Annotated in this window: 18 protein-coding genes; 12 read left to right on the forward strand and 6 right to left on the reverse strand. The window is 71.7% G+C overall.

Annotation, left to right across the window (positions count from 1 at the left end; translation table 11 throughout):
• Positions 1 to 3: 3 nt before the first annotated feature.
• On the reverse strand, positions 4 to 825 hold the full coding sequence (locus ACK99Q_RS07240) for an enoyl-CoA hydratase-related protein (protein WP_410185476.1): 822 nt from the start codon (positions 823 to 825) through the stop codon (positions 4 to 6).
• A 133-nt stretch (positions 826 to 958) separates the two neighbouring features.
• Here ACK99Q_RS07240 and ACK99Q_RS07245 point away from each other — a divergent pair, with 133 nt between their 5' ends.
• The 3 genes from ACK99Q_RS07245 to ACK99Q_RS07255 are packed head-to-tail and all read left to right on the forward strand — an operon-like array spanning position 959 to position 4,166.
• Positions 959 to 2,659: a class I adenylate-forming enzyme family protein gene (locus tag ACK99Q_RS07245; protein ID WP_410185477.1), complete on the forward strand. Its 1,701-nt coding sequence runs from the start codon at positions 959 to 961 to the stop codon at positions 2,657 to 2,659.
• Complete coding sequence (locus tag ACK99Q_RS07250; protein ID WP_410185478.1) at positions 2,656 to 3,384, forward strand: VOC family protein; 729 nt, start codon at positions 2,656 to 2,658, stop codon at positions 3,382 to 3,384. The genes ACK99Q_RS07245 and ACK99Q_RS07250 overlap by 4 nt, the downstream gene beginning before the upstream one ends.
• Positions 3,381 to 4,166: an enoyl-CoA hydratase/isomerase family protein gene (locus tag ACK99Q_RS07255; protein WP_410185479.1), complete on the forward strand. Its 786-nt coding sequence runs from the start codon at positions 3,381 to 3,383 to the stop codon at positions 4,164 to 4,166. The genes ACK99Q_RS07250 and ACK99Q_RS07255 overlap by 4 nt, the downstream gene beginning before the upstream one ends.
• Positions 4,167 to 4,217: 51 nt before the next feature.
• Here ACK99Q_RS07255 and ACK99Q_RS07260 read toward each other — a convergent pair whose 3' ends face one another.
• Positions 4,218 to 5,138, reverse strand: coding sequence for a winged helix-turn-helix transcriptional regulator (locus ACK99Q_RS07260; RefSeq protein WP_410185480.1), 921 nt, complete (start codon positions 5,136 to 5,138; stop codon positions 4,218 to 4,220).
• Between the two features lie 150 nt (positions 5,139 to 5,288).
• On the opposite strand from ACK99Q_RS07260, the gene ACK99Q_RS07265 reads away from it, so the two are divergent.
• From ACK99Q_RS07265 to ACK99Q_RS07290, 6 genes are all read left to right on the forward strand, one after another.
• Complete coding sequence (locus tag ACK99Q_RS07265; RefSeq protein WP_410185481.1) at positions 5,289 to 6,980, forward strand: class I adenylate-forming enzyme family protein; 1,692 nt, start codon at positions 5,289 to 5,291, stop codon at positions 6,978 to 6,980.
• Between the two features lie 226 nt (positions 6,981 to 7,206).
• Complete coding sequence (locus ACK99Q_RS07270; protein WP_410185482.1) at positions 7,207 to 7,965, forward strand: ABC transporter ATP-binding protein; 759 nt, start codon at positions 7,207 to 7,209, stop codon at positions 7,963 to 7,965.
• Entirely contained in the window at positions 7,962 to 8,675 is a 714-nt protein-coding gene (locus ACK99Q_RS07275; RefSeq protein WP_410185483.1) for an ABC transporter ATP-binding protein, read from the forward strand. Before ACK99Q_RS07270 ends, ACK99Q_RS07275 begins: the two co-directional genes overlap by 4 nt.
• A 10-nt stretch (positions 8,676 to 8,685) precedes the next feature.
• Positions 8,686 to 9,585, forward strand: coding sequence for a branched-chain amino acid ABC transporter permease (locus ACK99Q_RS07280; RefSeq protein ID WP_410185484.1), 900 nt, complete (start codon positions 8,686 to 8,688; stop codon positions 9,583 to 9,585).
• The gene (locus ACK99Q_RS07285) at positions 9,582 to 10,706 is read left to right on the forward strand and encodes a branched-chain amino acid ABC transporter permease (protein WP_410185485.1); all 1,125 of its coding nucleotides are present in this window, start codon (positions 9,582 to 9,584) and stop codon (positions 10,704 to 10,706) included. Before ACK99Q_RS07280 ends, ACK99Q_RS07285 begins: the two co-directional genes overlap by 4 nt.
• Positions 10,703 to 11,983 carry an ABC transporter substrate-binding protein gene (locus ACK99Q_RS07290; RefSeq protein ID WP_410185486.1) on the forward strand — a complete coding sequence of 427 codons (1,281 nt, stop codon included), beginning with the start codon at positions 10,703 to 10,705 and terminating at the stop codon, positions 11,981 to 11,983. The genes ACK99Q_RS07285 and ACK99Q_RS07290 overlap by 4 nt, the downstream gene beginning before the upstream one ends.
• A 61-nt stretch (positions 11,984 to 12,044) precedes the next feature.
• Here ACK99Q_RS07290 and ACK99Q_RS07295 read toward each other — a convergent pair whose 3' ends face one another.
• Both ACK99Q_RS07295 and ACK99Q_RS07300 read right to left on the reverse strand, forming a co-directional pair.
• Positions 12,045 to 13,202 carry an acyl-CoA dehydrogenase family protein gene (locus tag ACK99Q_RS07295; protein ID WP_410185487.1) on the reverse strand — a complete coding sequence of 386 codons (1,158 nt, stop codon included), beginning with the start codon at positions 13,200 to 13,202 and terminating at the stop codon, positions 12,045 to 12,047.
• Positions 13,203 to 13,204: 2 nt separating this feature from the next.
• Positions 13,205 to 14,368: an acetyl-CoA C-acyltransferase gene (locus ACK99Q_RS07300; RefSeq protein ID WP_410185488.1), complete on the reverse strand. Its 1,164-nt coding sequence runs from the start codon at positions 14,366 to 14,368 to the stop codon at positions 13,205 to 13,207.
• A gap of 160 nt (positions 14,369 to 14,528) precedes the next feature.
• On the opposite strand from ACK99Q_RS07300, the gene ACK99Q_RS07305 reads away from it, so the two are divergent.
• Positions 14,529 to 15,491 (forward strand): SDR family NAD(P)-dependent oxidoreductase, encoded by a 963-nt coding sequence (locus ACK99Q_RS07305; RefSeq protein ID WP_410185489.1) that lies wholly within the window; start codon positions 14,529 to 14,531, stop codon positions 15,489 to 15,491.
• A 66-nt stretch (positions 15,492 to 15,557) separates the two neighbouring features.
• On the opposite strand, the gene ACK99Q_RS07310 is transcribed toward ACK99Q_RS07305, so the two are convergent.
• On the reverse strand, positions 15,558 to 15,944 hold the full coding sequence (locus ACK99Q_RS07310; RefSeq protein ID WP_410185490.1) for a nuclear transport factor 2 family protein: 387 nt from the start codon (positions 15,942 to 15,944) through the stop codon (positions 15,558 to 15,560).
• A gap of 8 nt (positions 15,945 to 15,952) precedes the next feature.
• A complete protein-coding gene (locus ACK99Q_RS07315; protein WP_410185491.1) occupies positions 15,953 to 17,674 on the reverse strand; it encodes a class I adenylate-forming enzyme family protein in 1,722 nt (573 codons plus the stop codon).
• 131 nt (positions 17,675 to 17,805) lie between these two features.
• Between ACK99Q_RS07315 and ACK99Q_RS07320 the strand changes: the two genes are divergently transcribed.
• Positions 17,806 to 18,576, forward strand: a complete 771-nt coding sequence (locus ACK99Q_RS07320) for an SDR family oxidoreductase (protein ID WP_410185492.1) — start codon at positions 17,806 to 17,808, stop codon at positions 18,574 to 18,576.
• Positions 18,573 to 20,165, forward strand: coding sequence for a long-chain-fatty-acid--CoA ligase (locus ACK99Q_RS07325; RefSeq protein ID WP_410185493.1), 1,593 nt, complete (start codon positions 18,573 to 18,575; stop codon positions 20,163 to 20,165). The genes ACK99Q_RS07320 and ACK99Q_RS07325 overlap by 4 nt, the downstream gene beginning before the upstream one ends.
• The last annotated feature ends 38 nt before the right edge of the window (positions 20,166 to 20,203 follow it).

Raw genomic sequence — 20,203 nt, forward strand, 5'->3', positions numbered from 1 at the left:
AGGTCACTCTTCTCGCGTTGCGGGGAACCAGTCCCGGGTCAGAGGGGGGAATCGTGGGGGTCGCCGCTCGAGCAGGCTCGTCAGGCCCTCGCGGAAGTCGGGCGAGGACAGCACGTCGTCGAGCGTCGCGTCGACGCTCTCGACGTCCTCGCGCACCCGGTCGAGCCACGGTGCGACGAGACGGCGCTTGATGGCGGCGAGGGAGGAGGGCGCGCACGTCGCGGCGATCTGCTCGGCGAGGTCGAGCGCGCGCCCGAGCGGGTCGGGATCGGTCTCGTTCACCACGCCGAGGCGCTGGGCCTCGGAGCCGTCGAAGGTGCGGGCGGTGAGGAGGAGGTCGGACGCGGCCGCGTCGCCGGCGGCGCGGGCCAGCAGCGGCCCCATGCCGTGCATCGGCGGCAGGGCCCGCTTCGCGAAGGCCGTGGTGAGCCGGGTGTCGGGCGCGGCGATCCGCAGGTCGCACATCAGCGCCTGCGCCAGCCCGACGCCGGCGCACATCCCCGCGATCGCGGCGACGACCGGCTTCGGGACGAGCAGCGGGAACCACTCGGGCTGCTCGATCGTCGCCATCTCGGGGTTCGTCGTGCCGGTGTCGCTGTACGTCCGCAGGGCCTCGGTGTCGGCTCCGGGGCAGAACGTGCCGCCCGCTCCGGTCACCACGATCGCCCGCACGTCGGGGTCGGCGACGAGGTCCTCGAGGGCGCGGAAGTACGCCCGTTGCAGCGGAACGGTCCAGGCGTTCCGGCGCGCGGGACGGTTGAGGGTGACCGTGGCCGTGCCGGGCCGATCGCGCGTCACGACGACGATGTCGGTCGTCTCCGTCATCGATCCCTCCTCCCGAGTCGTGGCTTTCGCAATTGACCTTACAGCCAAACGATGCCTGCAAGTCCAGCGCATAGGCGATTCAACGTGACTTCCTATCTAGTAGTTTCTCGGGGCCTCGTCTAGGATCACGGCCATGGAACTGTTCGACGAGGAGCAGCGCGCCGCCTTCGCGGCCGGTGGCTGGTGGACCGGGCGCACGTGGTCCGGACTGCTCGACGAGGCCGTGGCGGCCCGGCCCGACGGGCTCGCGCTCGTCGACCCGCTCGACCGCGCGACGGTCATGGGCGGGCCGGTCCGGTCGCTCACGTGGCGCGACGCCGCCGACGAGGTCCGTCGCACGAGCGCCGCCCTGCACGCCCTCGGCGTCCGGCGCGGCGACGTGGTCGGCGTGCAGCTGCCCAACGTGGTCGAGCTGCCGCTGACGCTCGTCGCGATCGCGCGCCTCGGGGCGGTCGCCTGCCCCTTCCCGATCCAGTACCGCAGCCACGAGCTGGTCCGCATGAGCGAGCTGGCCGGCCTCGGCGTCTTCGTCACCACGACCTCGGCCCTCGGGCGCGACCTCGCCGCCGAGGCCGCCGACTTCCGCGAGCGCGTCCCGGGACTGCGTGCGGTCGCCGCGTTCGGCGATCCCGCCGCCGACCCGCGTCTCGCCTCCCTCGACGCCACGGACGAGCAGCTCGCGGAGGCCGACGCCTACGCCGCGACCCTCGACCTCGGCTCGGCCGACCCCGTCACGATCGTGTGGACCTCGGGCACCGAGGGCTTCCCCAAGGGGGTGCCCCGCGCCTACGGCGAGTGGGAGGTGCTCGGCACGGCGTGCACCGAGTCCCCGCGGCTGACCGCCGACGACGTCCTGCTCAACCCGTTCCCCATGGTCAACGGCGGCGGCCTGGCGGGCATGTTCGTGCCTTGGCTGCTGAACGGCTGCACCCTCGTCCAGCACCACCCGTTCGACCTCGAGCTGTTCTGCGAGCAGATCGAGCGTCACCGGGTGACCTACACGTGCGCGCCGCCGCCGGTGCTCAACGCCGTCGTCTCGGGCCGTGGTCCCGACCGCGACCTGTCGTCGCTGCGCGCGGTGTCGTCCGGGTCGGCCCCGCTGGCCGGCTGGATGATCGACGCATGGGAGAGCGGTCGCGGCGTCGAGGTGCTCAACCTCTTCGGCTCGAACGAGGGCGGCATGCTGTTCGCCGAGCCCGAGACCGTGCCCGATCCCGCCCAGCGCGGCCGGCTGTTCCCGCGCTACGGCCGCCCCGGTCTGGCCTACCGCACGCGCGTCGCGTCGGCGATGTCCGCGCGTCTCGTGGACCTGTCCGACGGCACCGAGATCGACGCGCCGGGCCGCCCCGGCGAGCTGCGCCTCAAGGGCCCGGCGATCTTCTCGGGCTATCTCGGCCGCGGCCGCGAGGGCTTCGACGAGGACGGCTGGTTCTGCACGGGCGACGTCTTCGAGATCAGCGCCGAGAACGAGGACCTGCTGGTCCACGTCGACCGCGCGAAGGACCTCATCGTGCGCGGCGGCTACAAGATCTCGGCCGCCGAGATCGAGGCCATCGTCACGGCCGACCCGCGGGTGGCCGAGGCCGCCGCGGTGGCCATGCCCGACCCCGACCTGGGGGAGCGGCTGTGCCTGTTCGTGGTCCCGGCCTCGGCGGACGAGCCCGTCGGTCTCGCCGAGGTCGTCGAGATCGTGAAGGCCGCCGACGTCGCCAAGTTCAAGTGGCCCGAGCGGCTCGAAGTGGTCCCCGCCCTGCCCCGCAACCCCGTGGGGAAGGTGCTCAAGCGCGAGCTGCGCGAACAGCTGCGCGCGTCCGACTCGACTGGAGGTCGATGATGTCCCTGCCCCGGATCCGCCAGGTCGTGCTGATCACCGACGACCTCGCCGCCGCCTCCGCGCAGGCGCGCGAGCTCTTCGGCTTCACCGGCGGCGTGAGCCTCGACGAGGAGATGGCGAAGCTCGGCTTCGAGCACGTCATCTTCAGCTTCGCCGACACGTTCGTCGAGGTCGTCTCGCCGCTGGACCCCGCGTCGCCGCACGGCCGGATGCTGGAGAGGAACGGCCCGGGCGGCTACATGGTGGTCGTGCAGGTCGACGACGTGCCGGCGCTCGTCGACCGCGCCGCGGGCCTGGGCTTCGCGCCGATCATGAACGAGGACTACCACGGTGCCCCGCTGACGCAGTGGCACCCGAAGCACCTCGGCACGCTCGCCGAGATCGACCAGGTGAGCCCGCCGGAGAGCTGGCACTTCGCCCCCGCCGTGTTCGAGCAGTGCTCGCCGGACGTGGCCCGCGACATCGTCGCCGCGTCCCTCGTCGCCGACGACCCGTCCGGGCTCGCGTCGACGTGGGCCGACCTGCTGGTCCGTGAGGCGCCGCAGGACGGCGTCGTGCGCCTGGCCCGTGGCGAGACCCTGACGATCCTGCCCGCCGACGGCGGACCCCGTGGGCTACGGTCCGTGGACGTGGTCGCCGCCGATCCCGCGCGGGTCGGCGACGCGGTCGAGCTGTGCGGCGTGACCTTCCGGTTCGTCGCCCCGAGCCCCCAGGAGCAGTCATGACCAGCCCTCACGTCCACTACGAGGTCGAGGACGGCGTCGCGACGATCACGATCGACCGCCCGGAGAAGCGCAACGCGCTGAACTACGCGATGTACGACGCGATCCGCGACCACACGCTGGAGGCGGACGCCGATCCCGCCGTGCGGGCGATCATCCTGACGGGCGTCCCCGGTCAGTTCTGCGCCGGCACCGACCTGACCGAGCTGCGTCCGGTGGAGGAGGGCACGAGCGCCCACGACCGCGACGGGCACACCGACGGCCGCCACTGGTACTTCTGGGAGGCCACGACTCCGGTCATCGTCGCCGTCGACGGCCCCGCGGCGGGCCTGGGCGTCGAGCTGTCCACCCAGGCCGACTTCCGGATCGCGTCCACGCGGGCGAGGTTCTCGTGGATCTTCGTCCAGCGCGGACTGATCCCGGACACCGGCGCCGGCACCTGGCTGCTGCCCGACCTCGTGGGACCGCAGCAGGCCAAGCGCCTGGTGTTCTCCGGCGAGTTCATCGACGCCGAGGAGGCGCAGCGGATCGGCTTCGTCATGGACGTGGTCGAGCCCGAGAACCTCCTGGCCGCCGCGCGCGAGCTCGCCGCGAAGGTCTCCACGGGCTCGCCCTTCGCGATCGCCCGGGCCAAGTCGCTGCTGAACTGGTCGACCTCGCGGACGCGCGACGAGCACCTCGAGCACCACATCGAGGCGCTCACGCAGTGCCAGCTGTCGCAGGACCACCAGGAGGGCGTCGCGGCCTTCCTCGAGCGCCGTCCCGCGCACTTCACTGGCAGGTAGAGCACGGGCACGTAGAGCACCGGCAGGCAGAGGAGCGCGCCGGTCGCCGGGTCACAGCTCGGCGATCGGCCCCTCGAAGCGGATGTTCGTGCGCGTGAGCACGGCGTTGCACGCGTTGCACGTGAACTGCGGGACGAGGTCGGACTCGCACGGGATGTGCGTGAGGTTGAGTCCCGAGCGACCGTCCTGCGTGAGCCAGCGCTGCGCCCAGCCGTTGATCGTCGTGGTGACGTCGAAGAAGTCGAGCGCCTTCGAGGTCAGGCGGTACTCCTGACGCTTGCCGCCGGCGACCTCCTCGCGCGACATCAGGCCGGCCTCGACGAACAGGTGCAGGCGCTGCGTCAGGGTGACCGGCGAGATGCCCAGGTTCTCCTGGAAGTCGTTGAAGCGGCGGGTACCGGTGAACGCGTCGGAGAGCAGGAACGTCGACCAGCGGTCGCCCAGCACGCCCGAGGCGTCGATCGGCGTGGTCATGGTGGGGGAGCGCCGCGAGCGGCGCTGGACGCTGTCGAGCAGCAGGCGGTCGTCGACCGAGCCGGTCACGTCGCGCGCGCCGACGCCGATGGCGCCGCACGCCCCGCAGCCGAAGACGGGTCGGGTCAGGTGGCCGCAGTCGAGGTGGCGCAGGCGGGTCTGCGCGTCGCGGTGCAGGTGGCCGGCCCAGCGGCGGTCCCACACCCACATCGCCACGAGGACCTGCCAAAGGTCGAGGCCGGCGTCGGTGAGCACGTACTCGCGTCGTGGGGGATTGGTCTGGTACTCGCGGGCGGCGAGGATGCCGTCGTCCACGAGCGAGCTCAGCCGGCGGGACAGCACGGGGTCGGAGATCGCGAGCGCGTTGCGCAGGTCCTGGAAGCGGCGCTTGCCGTTGAACACCCACATGACGATCCGCAGGGTCCACATGTCGCCCAGCAGGATCAGGGCGCGGCCGAGGGGCGACGCACCGTTCTCGTCGGTCTCCGCGGCAGTCATCCCCGAGCCTTTCGACGTCATAGTTTCTGATCGGTAACCAGCGTGGGACCTGCCGAGTGCCGAGTCAAGCACCGACGGATCGCGCCCTCCGTCGTTGACAGGTCACTACGTTAGATGTAGTAAAAGACCAGTCGACCCCGGAGGAGAACCATGAGGCTGCACCCGCTCGCACGCGTGGCCGAGTACGAGGCGCTGGGCGTCTGGGGCGTCCCCACGTGGCCCGCACGCGTGCGCGAGCACGCCGCGCAGGCCCCTGATCGTACGGCCCTCGTGGACGCGCCGAACCTCGCCTCGCTCATGGGCCTGGAGCCGCAGCGGTACACGTGGCACCAGGTGCAGGAGCGCGCCCACGACCTCGCCGCGCTCCTGCTCGCCGCGGGTGTCGGCCCGGGCGACGTCGTCGGCCTGCAGCTGCCCAACTGTGCGGACCTGGCCGTCTCCTACGTCGCGCTCTCGTCGATCGGCGCGATCGCGACGCCGTTCCCGATGCAGTACCGCGAGTACGAGCTGACCCAGATGTGCGAGCTGGCCGGCGCGACCGCGTTCGTCAGCGCCGTCGAGTTCCAGGGCGCCCCGCTCGACGAGCGGCTGGCCGCGCTCGCCGCGCTGCCCGCGGTGCACACCGTGCTGACCTTCGGCCCGCGCGCCGTGGCCGGTCACGTCGACCTCACCGCGGCGCTCGCGGCACCGGTGGACCGCACGCCGTTCGAGCGTCTCGAGGTCGACCTCGACCCGAACGACGCCGTGACGATCTGCTGGACCTCGGGGACCGAGGCCACCCCGAAGGGCGTGCCGCGCTGCGCCAACGACTGGGAGCCGATGGGCCTGACCAGCGTCGACGCGATGAGCCTGACGGGGGAGGACGTCGTCCTCAACCCCTTCCCGATGGTCAACATGGCCGGGATCGGCGGGATGCTCGTGCCGTGGCTGCTGACGGGCGCCACCCTCGTGCTGCACCACCCGTTCGACGCGCCGGTGTTCTTCGGCCAGATCCGCGAGGAGCAGGTGACCTACACGGTCGTCCCGCCGGCGCTGCTCGTGCGCGCGCTCGACCTGCCGTTCATGACGCCCGAGGGGATGCGCAGCCTGCGCCACATCGGCTCGGGGTCGGCGCCGCTGCCGCCCTCGATGATCCGTGCCTACCGCGAGCGGTTCGGCATCGACATCGTGAACTGCTTCGGCTCGAACGAGGGGCTGAACCTGGTCGGCGACCCCGAGACGGTGCCCGACCCCGAGCACCGCTCGCACCTGTTCCCGCGGTTCGGCTCGCCGGACCACGCCTGGTCGAACCGTGGCCCGCGTGGCTACGAGACGCGACTGGTCGACCCGGGCAGCGGCGCGGAGATCACCGAGGAGGGCCTGCCCGGCGAGCTGCTCGTGAAGGGTCCCGGCGTCATCGCGGGCTACCTGCCCGGCACCACCACCTCGGACCCGTTCACCGAGGACGGCTTCTACCGCAGTGGTGACCTGTTCATGTACGTCGCTGACCCCGACGGCGACCTGCGCTACCTCCAGTACGTCGACCGGGCGAAGGACATGATCGTGCGCGGCGGGATGAACATCTCGCCGGCCGAGCTCGAGACGCTGCTCGCCGGGCACGACGACGTCGAGGAGGTCGCGGTCGTCGGCGTGCCCGACCCCGCGCTGGGGGAGCGCACCCGGGCCGTGGTCGTCCCGCGGGCCGGCGCCGAGGTGACGCTGTCGTCCCTGGTCGACTTCCTGCGCGAGCGGCACATCGCCAGCTACAAGCTCCCCGAGAGCCTGCTGGTGGTGGACGAGCTGCCGCGCAACCCCGTCGGCAAGGTCCTCAAGCGCTCGCTGAGGCGCGTGGACGCCTCCTGATCGACCCCTCCGCAGACCACGGCGCGCCGGCTCCCGGCGCGCCGTTCTGCTTTGTCTAGAGCAGTCTCGATGCATCAATGAGAAAAGACACTTCAAAACACAGAGTTTCTCTTGACCTGCCCCTTTTCAGGCCGTTATAAAGTGACGAGGGCCCCGGTACCGTGACTCGGGTCACAGGATATGCTCCTCCGGTCAGTCATTGAACTTCGCTAGCGAAAGGCTCCTGATGCTTCAGGTCTCGGACGTTGTTCTCCGCTTCGGCGGAGTGACCGCGCTCGACCGGGTGGGATTCGAGGTCGCCGACGGTGAGATCTGCGGACTCATCGGGCCGAACGGCGCGGGCAAGACCTCGCTGTTCAACTGCGTCACCCGCGTCTACCAGCCCGACGAGGGCACGATCCGCTACGGCGAGATCGACGTGCTCGGTCTGCGCCGCCACCAGGTCATCCGCTCCGGTGTCGCGCGCACCTTCCAGAACCTCGCGCTGTGGCCCGAGATGACGGTCCTGCAGAACACCGTCGTCGGCGCCCACGGCGTGCAGACGCCGCGCCTGCTGCCGTCGCTCGTCGGCTGGCCCGGGTCGCGGAAGGCGACCAAGCAGGTCGAGCGCGATGCCTGGGCGCTGCTCGAGCGCCTCGACCTCGCCGAGGTCGCCCACCAGCCCGCCGCGGGCCTGCCCTTCGGCACGCTCAAGCGCGTCGAGCTCGCCCGGGCGCTGATCAGCCGCCCGTCGCTGCTGCTGCTCGACGAGCCCGCCGGCGGCCTGACCCACTCCGAGGTCGCCGAGCTCGGCGACCTCATCCGCTCGCTGCGCGACGAGTTCGGCTTCAGCGTGCTGCTCGTCGAGCACCACATGGGCCTCGTCATGGGCGTGTGCGACCACGTCGTCGCGATGGACTTCGGCCGCACGATCGCCGACGGCCTGCCCGCCGACGTCCAGCGCCACCCCGAGGTCGTCGCCGCCTACCTGGGGAGGTCCGCATGACCGCGCTGCTCGAGGCCACGGGCCTCACCGCCGGCTACGGCGGCGCCACCGTCCTGCGCGACGTCTCGGTGCACGTCGACGAGCACGAGGCCGTCGTCGTCCTGGGCGCGAACGGCGCCGGCAAGTCCACGCTGCTGAGCGTGCTGTCGGGCCAGCTGCCCTACCAGGGCTCGCTGAAGATCGACGGTCGCGAGATCACCAAGGCCCGCCCCGACACGATCCTGGCGCAGGGCGTCAGCCTCGTGCCCCAGGGCCGCGGCACGCTGACCGCGATGTCCGTGCTGGACAACCTGCGCGTCGGCGCGGTCACCCGCAAGGACCGCATCGCCGTGGACGAGGACATCGAGCGCTGGTTCTCGGTCTTCCCGCGCCTGGCCGAGCGCAGCGACCAGGTGGCCGGCACGCTGTCCGGCGGCGAGCAGCAGATGCTCGCGATCGCCCGGGCGCTGATGAGCCGTCCCCGCCTGCTGATGTGCGACGAGGTCAGCCTCGGTCTCGCACCCGTGATCGTGCAGGGCCTGTTCGACACGCTGCGCGACATCAACCACGAGTCGGGCACCGCCCTGCTGATGGTCGAGCAGAACGCCGAGCTGGCGATGGACATCGCCTCGCGCGTGTACCTGCTCGAGGTCGGCGAGGTCTCCGCCAGCGGGTCCGCGGAGGCGTTCCGCGCCGACGACAGCATCCGAGCCGCCTACCTGGGCTACTGAGGAGCACTCCATGGACATCCTGCTTTCCCGCGTGTTCGCGGGCGCCACGAGCGGCTCGGTCTACATCCTGATCGCGCTGTGCCTCGTCATCGTCTTCCGCAGCTCGTCGACGATCAACTTCGCCCAGGGCGAGTTCGCGCTGTTCACCGCCTACATCACGTGGTGGCTGACCGAGCGCGGACTCAACCCGTGGGTCGCCATCATCCCGGCCATCCTCATCGGCTTCGCGATGGGCGCCCTGGCCGAGCGCTGGCTCGTCAGGCCGGTGGCCAAACGGGACGAGACAGCCGTCCTGATCGTGGCCCTGGCCCTGTTCACCGGGTTGAACGGTCTCGACGGCTGGATCTGGGGATCGGACGACAAGGTCTTCCCGCGGATGCTGCCCAGCGGCGAGAACGACTTCGTCGAGATCGCCGGCGCCCGCCTCTACTACGACTCGATGGCGATCTGGGCCATCACGGCCGCCATCGTCTTCGGCCTCTACCTGTTCTTCACGTACACGAGCATGGGCCTGCAGATGCGGGCCGTGGCCACCAACCGGCAGTCGGCGGCGCTCTCGGGCGTCCGCGTCGGCCGGGTGCTGACCCTCTCGTGGGGCCTGTCGAGCGCGATCTCCGCCTTCGCCGGCGCGCTGCTCATCCCGATGGTCCCGCCGGGACAGCTCGGCCTGACCGGCATGTTCCACGTCCTGATCTTCGCGACGGCCGCCGCCCTGCTGGGCGGACTGGACAGCGTGAAGGGCGCGGTCGTGGGCGGTCTGGGGCTGGGCATCGGCCTGGCGCTGGTGAACGGGTACGCGACGTTCCTGGGCGGCTCGATGTCGCTCACCGTCGCCCTCGTCGTGATCGTGGTCATCCTGCTGGTTCGCCCCACCGGACTGTTCGGGGCCCGACGTCTGGAGCGCGTGTGAGCACCCAAGTCAAGAAGCCCCGCGTCATCGAGCGCGGGACGCCCGTCCACCGCGCGCTCGTCGGCGCCGGGCTGGTCCTGCTGGTCGCGTCGACCCTGTGGCTCGGCGGCCTCGCGCCGTTCGAGATCGGCCAGGTCACCCGCGTCATGATCTTCGCGATCGCGATCGCCGGCCTGAACCTCGCGACCGGTTACGTCGGCCTGCTGTCGGTGGGTCACTCGGCCTTCTTCGGCATCGGCGCCTACACGACCGGCATCCTCATGGTGAAGGAGGGCTGGGAGGGCTGGGCGACCATCCCCGTGGCCTTCGCGATCAGCCTCGTCGTCGGCCTTCTGGTCGGCCTGCCGGCCCTGCGGATCCGCGGCCTGTACCTGGCGATGGTCACGCTGGCCTTCGCCGTCGCGTTCCCCGAGCTCGTGGCCCGCTTCTCCGGGCTGACCGGCGGCGCGGGCGGCTTGACGATCCCGCGCACCGCGATGCGGCCGCCCGAGTGGACCGGGCTCGGCCTGGGCGAGAAGTACGTCTGGCTCTTCTGGCTCTCGGTCGTGGTCATGGCCATCACCTTCTACGTGTGCTGGTGCCTGACGCGCAGTCGCTACGGCATGGCGATGTCGGCCGTGCGCCAGAACGAGATCGCGGCGTCGGCCTCCGGCGTCAACATCGCCGTCGTCAAGGTCGCCAGCTTCGGTCTGTCGGGCGCGATCACCGGCGCCGCCGGCTCGCTGTTCGCCCTCTACATGGGCAGCCTCTACGCCGAGGGATCCTTCACCCTCATGGCGGGCATCACGCTGCTGATCGGCCTGGTCATCGGCGGTGAGCGGACCGTCCTCGGGCCGATCGCCGGCGGCCTCGCCGTGGTCTACGTGCCGTACTACACGGCCGACATCGGCAGCGGGCAGTCGTCGGCGGTGCTCTTCGCCCTCGTCCTGCTGTTCGTCATCTTCGTGGCCCCCGCCGGCATCGTCGGCTCGCTGGCCCAACTGATTCGACGCCGTGTCGTCGTCCGGGACCCGCGCCCGGTCGTCGCCACCGACGCGGCGTCCGCGGTGCCGGAAACGACCCCGCAGCCCGAGCACCAGCTCGACCGCACCTCCACCACCATCGAAAGGTCCCGAACATGACCGCATCCACCACCATGCGCCGGCTCCGCCGGACGGCGGTGCTCCCGGCCGCGCTGCTGGCGAGCTTCACCCTCGTCGCCTGCGGCTCCTCCAGCGACGACGGCGACTCGAGCTCCTCGGGCGGCTTCGAGCTGAGCCTCGACGACTGCGAGGATCCCGACGCGGCGGCCAAGGAGATCACGGGCACGATCAAGGTGGGCTACAGCGCCCCCCTGTCCGGTCCGATCGCCGGTGCGGCCGAGCTCGCCATCCAGGGCTACGACGCGCGCCTCAAGGCGGCCAACGACGCCGGCGGCATCGACGGCAAGAAGATCGAGGTCAGCTACAAGGACGACGCCTTCGCGCCGGACAAGGCCAAGGCGAACGCCACCGAGTTCCTCCAGAAGGACAAGGTCGACCTCATCACGACGTTCGGCGCCGGCCAGGTCGCGGCGATCGCCGACGACCAGAACGCCGCCTGCGTCCCGATGCTGTACCCCAGCTCGAGCGACGTCCGGTTCACCGACATCGAGGCGTACCCGTGGACGCTGCAGTTCCTGCCCTCGGCCGACATCGAGACGAAGTTCATCGTCGACTTCATGAAGTCGAAGGTCGATGACATCACGCTCGGCATCGCCGAGAACGCCACCGGCAGTGGCGTGGCGATGGCCGAGGCGTTCAAGAAGTCGGCCGAGGCCGGCGGGCTGGAGATCGCGGCCGAGACCGAGGACACCGACCCCGCGGCCGCCGCGACCAAGCTGAAGGCCGCCGGCGTCAACGTGCTCTACCACGGTGGCGTCACGGGCACCTGCGGTGTCCTGGACACCGCGATGGCCCGCGTCGACTTCAAGCCCGAGCTCGTGGTCAAGGCCAGCAACTGCGCCAACGCGGCGGAGTACCTCGCGGCCGGCCAGGCCGCCGACGGCGCGGTCGTGCCGAAGTACCTCAAGGAGCCGGCCGACCCGGAGGTCGCCGACGACCAGGGCATCAAGGACTACCTGGCGCAGGTTCCCGACGTCACCGACCCGAACAACACGATCACCGTGAGTGGCTGGATGGCCGCCGACCTGCTGGTCAACACCCTCCAGCAGGCCGCCGAGTCCGAGGACGGCCTGACCCGCGAGAGCATCATGAAGGCCTCGCGCGACCAGGACTACGCGTCCCCGGTGCTGCTCGACGGCGTGACGTGGAAGAGCTCGGCGGATCGCTCCGGCGGCGTCAGCGGCTTCGGCCCGTTCGCCTGGTCCGCCAAGGACAAGCGGTTCGTCTCGGCGGGCGACGTGATCAGCGTCGACTGATCTCGCACCCCCAGCGCAGCGGGCCCGGTTCCCTCGACCGGGCCCGCTGTCGTGCGTGAGGTCAGAGGCCGAGGACGCCCGAGGCGACGATGCCGCGCTGGATCTCGCTCGACCCGCCGTAGATCGAGACCTTGCGCAGGTTGAGGTGGGCGGCCGCGGCGCGGCGGGCCCAGCGGGCCACGCCCGGAGCGGTGCCACCGGCCAGGAGCGCGTCGGCGCCGGCCAGGTCGAGGACGAGCTCGGCGACACGCTGCTGCAGCTCGGTGCCGCGCAGCTTCAGGACGGACGAGGCCGGATCGGGGCGCCCGTCGGCGGACTCCGCGGCCACCCGCAGCGACGTCAGCTCCAGCGCCAGCAGCTCGCTCTCGAGCGTCACGAAACGCGTCCGGACCGCGGGGTCGTCCCACCGGTCGTGCTCGCGGGCGTAGCGCTTCGCCTGCGCGAGGCGCAGCTTCGTCTGCCCGACCTGGGCCACCCCGACGCGCTCGTTGCCGAGCAGGAACCGCGCGTACTCCCAGCCGCGGTTCACCTCGCCGACGAGCTGGTCGGCGGGCACGCGCACGTCCTCGAGGAAGACCTCGTTGACCTCCGCCTCGCCGTCGATCATCTCGATCGGGCGGATCGTCACGCCGGGGGAGTCGAGGTCGATCAGCAGCATCGAGATCCCGGCCTGGCGGCGCGGCGCGTCCGGGTCGGTGCGCACGAGGCAGAACATCCAGTCGGCCCAGTGCGCCAGGCTCGTCCACGTCTTCTGCCCGTTGACCACCCACGTGTCGCCGTCGCGCACCGCCGTGGTGCGCAGCGAGGCCAGGTCGGACCCGGCCTCGGGCTCGGAGAAGCCCTGGCACCAGAACAGGTCCAGCGCGGCGGTCGGCGGCAGGAAGCGGCGCTTCAGCTCGGGGCTGCCGAACGCGGCCAGCACCGGGCCGACGAGGCCCACGTTCGGGCTCAGCGGCGGGAACACGCCTGCGAGGTGCAGCTCCTCGCCCCACAGGTGGCGCTGCAGTGGCGACCAGTCCCGGCCGCCCCACTCCACCGGCCAGCCCGGCACGGCGAGGCCGGCGCGGTGCAGGATCCGGTGGGTGTCGACGATGACGTCGCGGTCCAGCGGGGCTGCCTCGATCACGGGCTCGCGCAGGTGCCACGGGACCTCGGTGGTGAAGAACTCGCGCAGGCGCAGGCGGAACTCGGTGAGCTCGGGACTGAGGGCCAGCCGCACGGTCAGCCGATCCGCTCGACCAGCATGGCCATGCCCATGCCGCCGCCGATGCACATCGTCGCGATGCCGTGCTGCTGGTCGCGGTCCTGCAGGCCGTGCAGCAGCGTCGTCATCATCCGGGCGCCCGTCATGCCGAACGGGTGGCCGAGCGCGATCGCCCCGCCGTAGGGGTTGAGCTGCTCCGCGACGTCGATCCCCAGCGCGTCCGTGACGGCCAGCACCTGGGCCGCGAAGGCCTCGTTCAGCTCGACGACGTCGATGTCACCGATCGTCATCCCGGCGCGGTCGAGCACCGTGCGGACCGCCTCGATGGGGCCGACGCCCATGTACTCGGGCTCCAGGCCCGAGACGGCGGAGGCCACGATGCGGGCGAGCGGCCGGTGGCCCAGCTCGCGGGCGCGCTGCTCGGACATGACGACCACCGCGGCGGCGCCGTCGTTGAGCGGGCACGCGTTGCCGGCCGTGACCCGACCCTCGGGCCCGAGGACGGCCGGCAGGGAGGCGAGGGACTCGGCCGTGGTGCCGGGGCGAGGACCGTCGTCGCGCGTGACGACCGTGCCGTCGGCGAGCGTCACGGGCACGATCTCGGCGTCGAAGAAGCCGGACTGCTGCGCGGCCACGGCGCGCGACTGCGACAGTGCCGCGAACTCGTCCATGCGGGCCCGGGAGACGTCGTATCGCCGGGCCACGTTCTCGGCGGTCTGCAGCATCGACTGGAAGAGGTCGGCGACGTAGTCCTCGCGGGACGGGTCGGTGAACCGGGGATTGAGGTCGTCGTACCCGCTCGGCGCGGGGACCTGCGAGACGCTCTCGACGCCGCCCGCCACGAAGACGTCGCCCTCGCCGGCGGACACGGCGTGTGCGGCCGAGCGGATCGCCTGCAGCGACGAGGCGCACGCGCGGCTCACGGTGAGGCCGGGCACAGTGTTCGGCAGCCCGGCGAGCAGTCCCACGGTGCGTGCGATGCCGAAGCCCTGCTGCCCCTCGGGGACCGCGCAGCCCAGGACGAGGTCCTCGACGGCCTCGGGCGCCAGGCCCGGGACGGCCTCCAGCGCGGCCCGCACGGCGACGGCGCCGAGGTCGTCCGCGCGCACCGAGGACAGGGACCCCTTCCGGGCGCGCCCGATGGGGGTGCGGGCAGTGGAGACGATGACCGCCTCGGGCATGGTGACCTCCTGGGATAGTGACTTGTCACAACGTATCGAAAGCGAAGCATCCAGAACAGGCCGAGACGCGAAACGTGGACGATCAGCGCCTTAAATCAGCGCATTCAAGGGACGAGACGAAGCCTGTCGTCGCGCGTCGAGTCACTGTTACAGTGAAAGCATGAGCGATGCAGACGTGATCGACGCCGAGGTGGCGGCCGACGACACCATCAGTTTCAGCCGGATCGGCTACGAGCGGCGCCGGCCCACGTGGGACGACGCCGACATGGAGGACGTCACGGGCCGCACCGTGGTCGTGTCCGGCGGCACCGCCGGGGTCGGCCTGGGCGCCTCGACGAGCCTCGCGGCCCTCGGCGCGCACGTCGTGATGCTGGGTCGCAGCGCCGACCGCGGTGAGGCCGCCGTGAAGGAGGTCGTGGCGGCGACGGGCAACCAGCGCGTGGAGTGGGTGCGCCTCGACCTCTCGTCGCTGGAGTCGGTGCGCGCCACCGCGGCCGAGCTGCTCGAGCGGCTGCCGCGGATCCACGTGCTGATCAACAACGCGGGCGGCATGTGGGACGAGTGGGAGACCTCGGTCGACGGCATCGAGATGAGCTGGGCGACGAACGTCGTGGGTCCGTACCTGCTCACCGAGCTGCTGCTCGACCGTCTCGCCGAGTCCGCGCCCGCGCGCATCGTCGAGATGACCTCGGGCGGCGCCTACAGCCAGCGCCTCACGCTCGGCGAGCTGCGGGGCGAGGCCGACGCGTTCGACCCGAAGGCGACCTACTCGCGCACGAAGCGCGCCCAGATCGTGCTGACCGAGCTGCGCGCCGCCGAGCTGGCCGACCGCGGGATCGTCGCCCACGTGACGCACCCGGGCTGGACCGACTCGCCCGGCCTGCGCGGGTCCGGTGCCATGCAGGGCTTCATCCGGCGCTTCGAGTCGGACTTCCGCACGCCCGAGCAGGGCGCCGACACGGCCGTCTGGCTGTCCTCGGCCCGCGAGCCCGGCACGACCTCGGGCCTGTTCTGGCACGACCGTCGCCCGCGCGAGACGCACCGCATCGACGCCACTCGCGAGACCGAGCAGGACCGCCGCGAGCTCGTCGAGCTGCTGCGCCGCGCCACCGGCCTGGCCTGACCGCCGCCGAGCACACGACCGCCCCGGACCCCTCAGGGTCCGGGGCGGTCGTCCGTCCGGGGGGACTCAGCCGCTGAAGCGGGCGGCCTCGGCCGAGTCGATGTACTCGTCGAGACGGGTGATCAGCCCGTCCTCGTTGACGGTGACGACGACGCAGGCGTGCAGCTCGACGGGCTCGCCCGAGCGCACGTTCGTGCCGCGCAGGACGTGCTGCTGCACGACGCCGCCGTCGAACAGCTGGATCCGGCGGTCGGTGTACTCACGATCGGTGACGCGCTCGGAGATCCGGCGCAGCACCTTCGCGTTCTGCTCGACGGTCTGCTCGACGCCGTCGTTGTTGTGCCAGATCACGGCGCCGGGCGCGTAGACGTTGAACAGGTCGGCGGGGTCGCCGGCCTGGGCGGCCACGATGATGCGGTCGAGCAGCTGGACGTGGGGATGACGGTCGTTCATGGCTCTCCTCAGAGGGTGACGGGACGGCGGAGCTCGCGCTTGAGCACCTTGCCGACGGGGTTGCGCGGGAGCTCGTCACGGACCTCGAGACGCTCCGGCAGCTTGTAGGACGCGATCTTGGCCTCGCGCAGGAAGGTGACGAGCTCCTCGAGCGTCAGCGTGGCGCCGGGGTTGAGGGTGACGACCGCGGCCACGCGCTCGCCCATCTGCTCGTCGGGGTCGCCCACCACGGCCACGTCGGCCACCGCGGGGTGCTCGCCGACGAGGGCCTCCATCTCGGCCGGCGCGATGTTCATGCCGCCGCGGATGACGAGGTCCTTCGCCCGGTCGAGGTAGTGCAGGAACTGGTTCCGGTCGCCCGCGATCTCGAAGATGTCGCCGGTCATCAGCAGGCCGTCGTCGTCGAACGGGTTCGCCCGGGTCTCGGGGTTGAGGTAGCCGGCGAAGATCGTCGGGCCGCCGATGCGCAGCTCGCCGGGGGTGCCCGGCTCGGTGACCTCCTCGCCCGTGACGGGGTCGACGAGCTTGATCTGCACCCACTCGGAAACCTCGGAGGACCACGTGACGCCCGGCGCGCCGTAGCGCGGGAAGTACTGCGCGCGGTCGTCGGGGTCGGGGAAGTCCTCGAGGCTCGACAGCAGCGCGATGCCCTCGTTCGAGCCGAAGAAGTTGATGACGCCGATGCCCAGCTTCTCCTGCCAGCCGCGCACCATGACGGGCTGCAGCGGCGCCGAGCCCGAGCCGATGCGGGTCAGGCTCGACAGGTCGATCTGGCCCAGCAGGTCGTCGTTGTGCAGCAGCATCCACAGCAGCGCCGGGGGAGCGACGGTGTACGTGGCGCGCTCGACGGCGATCTGGCCGAGGAAGGTCTTGAGGTCGAAGGGGTGGTGCTGCACGAGCACGCCGCCGGTGCGCAGCCACGGCAGGAACATGCCGTTGATGCCGGCCATGTTGACCATCGGGAACGGGTTGAGCAGGACGTCGTCGGCCGTGACGCGCGGGGCGTCCACGGTGGCGGTGCTGATCGCGGCCCACTCGAGGTGCGCGCGGGGGACGCCCTTCGGCTCGCTCTCGGTGCCCGAGGTCCAGCAGATCGTCGCGCAGTCGTTCGCGTCGTTCGGGTCGGCGGCGCGGCGGGCCTCGATGCGGGCGCGCTGGTCGCTCGTCGCGACGGTGGGCGTCCAGGGGTCGATGCCGTCGGGCAGGCCCTCCAGCTCGGTCGCGTCGCCGAACGCGACGACGTGCTCGAGGGTCGGCACCCGGTCGCGCAGCGCGGCGGCCTCCTCGGTGGGACGGCGACCCGCGAAGGCGGCCGCGGTGACGAAGGCGCGGAAGCCGGCCTGGTTCGCCATGCCGACGATCTCGTGCTCTCGGTACTGCATGGGAAGTGGCGAGACGACGATGCCGAGCAGCCAGGCGGCGAGGTAGACCTCGGCCAGCTCGATGGTGTTGGGCAGCTGCACGCCGAGCACGTCGCCGCGCTCCAGGCCGAGGTCGTCGAGGCGCGCGGCGACGGCGAGGACCTCGTCGTCGAGCTCGCCCCACGTGAGCCGGCGCGGGGCCGATCCCAGCAGGTCAGCGCGGTTCGCGGGGTCGACGATGGCCAGGTGTGCGCCGCGCTCGGCCACCTGCTGGAGGTAGAACCCGTCGAGGGTCTCCTCGGTCCACCATCCCTTCGACTGGTACGCGCTGACCTTGGCCTGCGGATGCAAGCCCCGTGCGATCGCCATGGCTCTCCTCGTGACACTTCAGTTGACGGTGTGATACAGATTACTACATTAAACGTAGTGAGTAGCGCGAGGGAAGGGGTTGCCATGACATCGATGTCGGGACGTCCGGGAGCGACGCAGGAGAGCGGCCGATGAGCCGCGGTCGCAGGACGCCGATCGCGGGCAGCACGCTCGTGGTGACCGGCGCCAACCGCGGCATCGGCCTGGCGTTCGTCCAGGAGGCGCTCGCCGCCGGGGCCGCGAAGGTCTACGCCGGCGTGCGCGACGTGGACGACGTGACGCCCGAGCTCGCGGCCACGGGCGCCGAGCCCGTCGCGCTCGAGGTCACCGACCGCGAGCAGGTCGCCGCGGCCGCACGCCACTGCGCCGACGCCACCGTGCTGATCAACAACGCGGGCCTCCACGCCGGCGACCGGCTCGTGCAGGCGACCGATCCCGACGCCGCGCGGCGCGAGATGGAGGTCAACTACTTCGGCCCGCTCGAGACGACCCGCGCGTTCGCGCCGGTGATCGCCGGCAACGGCGGCGGCGCGATCGTCAACGTCCTCTCGGTCGCGGCCATCGCGCCCACCGCCTTCATGGGCGGCTACTCGCCGTCGAAGGCCGCCGCGCTCTACCTCGGCGGCATCGCGCGGGCCGAGCTCGAGCCGCTCGACGTCGGCGTCACGTCGCTCATCGTCGGCTCGGTCGACACCCGCATGGCCGCGCACGTCGACGGCCAGAAGGAGGACCCGCGCGACGTCGCGCGCGTCGGTCTGAAGGCCATGGCGCGCGGCGACTGGACGTGCGACACCGACCGCATGGCGATCGAGTCGCGCGCCCGCATGGCCCTCGACCCGATCCGCTACGAGCGGGGCCTGGGCAGGCTGCTGTTCGTCGACCAGCTGGTGACGAAGCCGTGAGCACCCGCACCGTCGAGCTCGAGACCCACGGCGACGGCACCACGTTCCGTCGCCTCGAGGACGTGATCCGTCGCAGCGCGGCCCACGACCCGCAGGGCATCGCGCTCCTCCAGCCCGGGCGGCAGGTGACGTTCGCCGAGCTCGACGCGTCCACCAGCCGGTTCGCCCGGGCGCTCGTCGCCGAGGGCGTCCAGCCGGGCGACCGGGTGTGCCACGTCGGCGAGAACAGCGTCGCGTTCTTCGACGCGCTCTACGGCAGCGGCAAGGCCGGCGCGATCCCCGTGCCGATCAACTTCCGGCTGGCGCCCGCCGAGGTGCTGCAGATCGTCGAGGACGTCGAGCCGCGCGTGGTCGTCCTGGGCGCCGGGATGGAGCACCATGCCGAGGCGGTCGCCGCGGTGCCGGGCGTGGGCCGGGTCGTCACGGTCGAGCCCGTCGACGGCCTGACCGACCTCGCCACCTGGGCGGGCGCCCACTCCGGCGTGGACCCGGGCATCGCCCGCGATCCCGAGGACACGGCCGTCATGTTCTACACGTCCGGCACGACGGGCCGCCCGAAGGGGATCGAGCTCGCCGGGAGGAACCTCAGCTCGGCGCTCGCCGGCCCCCTCAAGGTGGTGCGCTTCGACGCCGGCTCGGTGGCGCTGGCGCCCGTGCCGTTCTTCCACGTGACGGGCTTCGGCCTGGCGCTGATGACGCACCTCAAGGGCGCGGCCGTGCTCATGATCAGCCCCCAGGGCCCGGCCGAGCTGCTGGACGTGCTCCAGCAGTACCGCGTCAGCCACTCCGTCATGGTGCCGACGGTCATCCAGTTCCTGCTCGGCCTGCCCGAGACGCGCTCCGGCGACTGGTCCGCGCTCCGCTGGATGATGTACGGCGGCGCCCCGATGCCCGAGCCCGTCCTGCGCGAGGCCACCGAGGTGTTCGGCTGCGACTTCTACCAGGGCTACGGCCTCACCGAGTCCACCGGAGGCGTCTCGTTCCTGGGTCCCGAGGACCACCGCGTCACACCGGAGACCGTGCACCGGCTGCGCTCGGTCGGCCAGGTGCGCGGGAACAACGAGGTCCGGATCGTCGATCCCGTGACGGGCGAGGACGTGCCCGCCGGCGAGCGCGGCGAGGTGCTCATCCGCGGCGGCAACGTCATGAAGGGCTACTGGCGTCGCCCCGACGAGACGGCGGCCACGATCGACGCCGGCGGCTGGCTGCACACCGGCGACGGCGGCCGCCTCGACGAGGAGGGCTACCTCTACCTCGGCGACCGGCTCAAGGACATGATCGTCTCGGGCGGGGAGAACGTGTATCCCGCCGAGGTCGAGAGCGTGCTGACGGGCCACCCGGGCGTCGCGCAGGTCGCCGTCATCGGCGTCCCGTCCGACCGGTGGGGCGAGTCGCCCATGGCCGTCGTGGTCCGCGCCGCGGGCGACGCCGGCGAGCAGCTGACCGCCGAGGACCTGATCGGCTGGGCGCGCGAGCACCTGGCCCACTACAAGTGCCCCGTGGACGTGGCCTTCGTGAGCGAGCTGCCGCTGAACGCCAGCGGCAAGCTGCTGAAGGTCCGGCTGCGCGAGGAGTTCGCCCGGCGGTGAGGGCGACAGTCGCCGGATCCCTCCTCCCCGGCGACGCG

The sequence above is a fragment of the Aeromicrobium sp. MLTX1 genome, assembly GCF_046452335.1.
Classification (GTDB): Bacteria; Actinomycetota; Actinomycetes; order Propionibacteriales; family Nocardioidaceae; genus Aeromicrobium.

What these genes read in the sequence shown, in the direction of transcription:
- ACK99Q_RS07240 (WP_410185476.1), bottom strand. Translation starts at nt 825, where the DNA reads ATGACGGAGACGACCGACATCGTCGTCGTGACGCGCGATCGGCCCGGC.
- ACK99Q_RS07245 (WP_410185477.1), top strand. Translation starts at nt 959, where the DNA reads ATGGAACTGTTCGACGAGGAGCAGCGCGCCGCCTTCGCGGCCGGTGGC.
- ACK99Q_RS07250 (WP_410185478.1), top strand. Translation starts at nt 2,656, where the DNA reads ATGATGTCCCTGCCCCGGATCCGCCAGGTCGTGCTGATCACCGACGAC.
- ACK99Q_RS07255 (WP_410185479.1), top strand. Translation starts at nt 3,381, where the DNA reads ATGACCAGCCCTCACGTCCACTACGAGGTCGAGGACGGCGTCGCGACG.
- ACK99Q_RS07260 (WP_410185480.1), bottom strand. Translation starts at nt 5,138, where the DNA reads ATGACTGCCGCGGAGACCGACGAGAACGGTGCGTCGCCCCTCGGCCGC.
- ACK99Q_RS07265 (WP_410185481.1), top strand. Translation starts at nt 5,289, where the DNA reads ATGAGGCTGCACCCGCTCGCACGCGTGGCCGAGTACGAGGCGCTGGGC.
- ACK99Q_RS07270 (WP_410185482.1), top strand. Translation starts at nt 7,207, where the DNA reads ATGCTTCAGGTCTCGGACGTTGTTCTCCGCTTCGGCGGAGTGACCGCG.
- ACK99Q_RS07275 (WP_410185483.1), top strand. Translation starts at nt 7,962, where the DNA reads ATGACCGCGCTGCTCGAGGCCACGGGCCTCACCGCCGGCTACGGCGGC.
- ACK99Q_RS07280 (WP_410185484.1), top strand. Translation starts at nt 8,686, where the DNA reads ATGGACATCCTGCTTTCCCGCGTGTTCGCGGGCGCCACGAGCGGCTCG.
- ACK99Q_RS07290 (WP_410185486.1), top strand. Translation starts at nt 10,703, where the DNA reads ATGACCGCATCCACCACCATGCGCCGGCTCCGCCGGACGGCGGTGCTC.
- ACK99Q_RS07300 (WP_410185488.1), bottom strand. Translation starts at nt 14,368, where the DNA reads ATGCCCGAGGCGGTCATCGTCTCCACTGCCCGCACCCCCATCGGGCGC.
- ACK99Q_RS07305 (WP_410185489.1), top strand. Translation starts at nt 14,529, where the DNA reads ATGAGCGATGCAGACGTGATCGACGCCGAGGTGGCGGCCGACGACACC.
- ACK99Q_RS07310 (WP_410185490.1), bottom strand. Translation starts at nt 15,944, where the DNA reads ATGAACGACCGTCATCCCCACGTCCAGCTGCTCGACCGCATCATCGTG.
- ACK99Q_RS07315 (WP_410185491.1), bottom strand. Translation starts at nt 17,674, where the DNA reads ATGGCGATCGCACGGGGCTTGCATCCGCAGGCCAAGGTCAGCGCGTAC.
- ACK99Q_RS07320 (WP_410185492.1), top strand. Translation starts at nt 17,806, where the DNA reads ATGAGCCGCGGTCGCAGGACGCCGATCGCGGGCAGCACGCTCGTGGTG.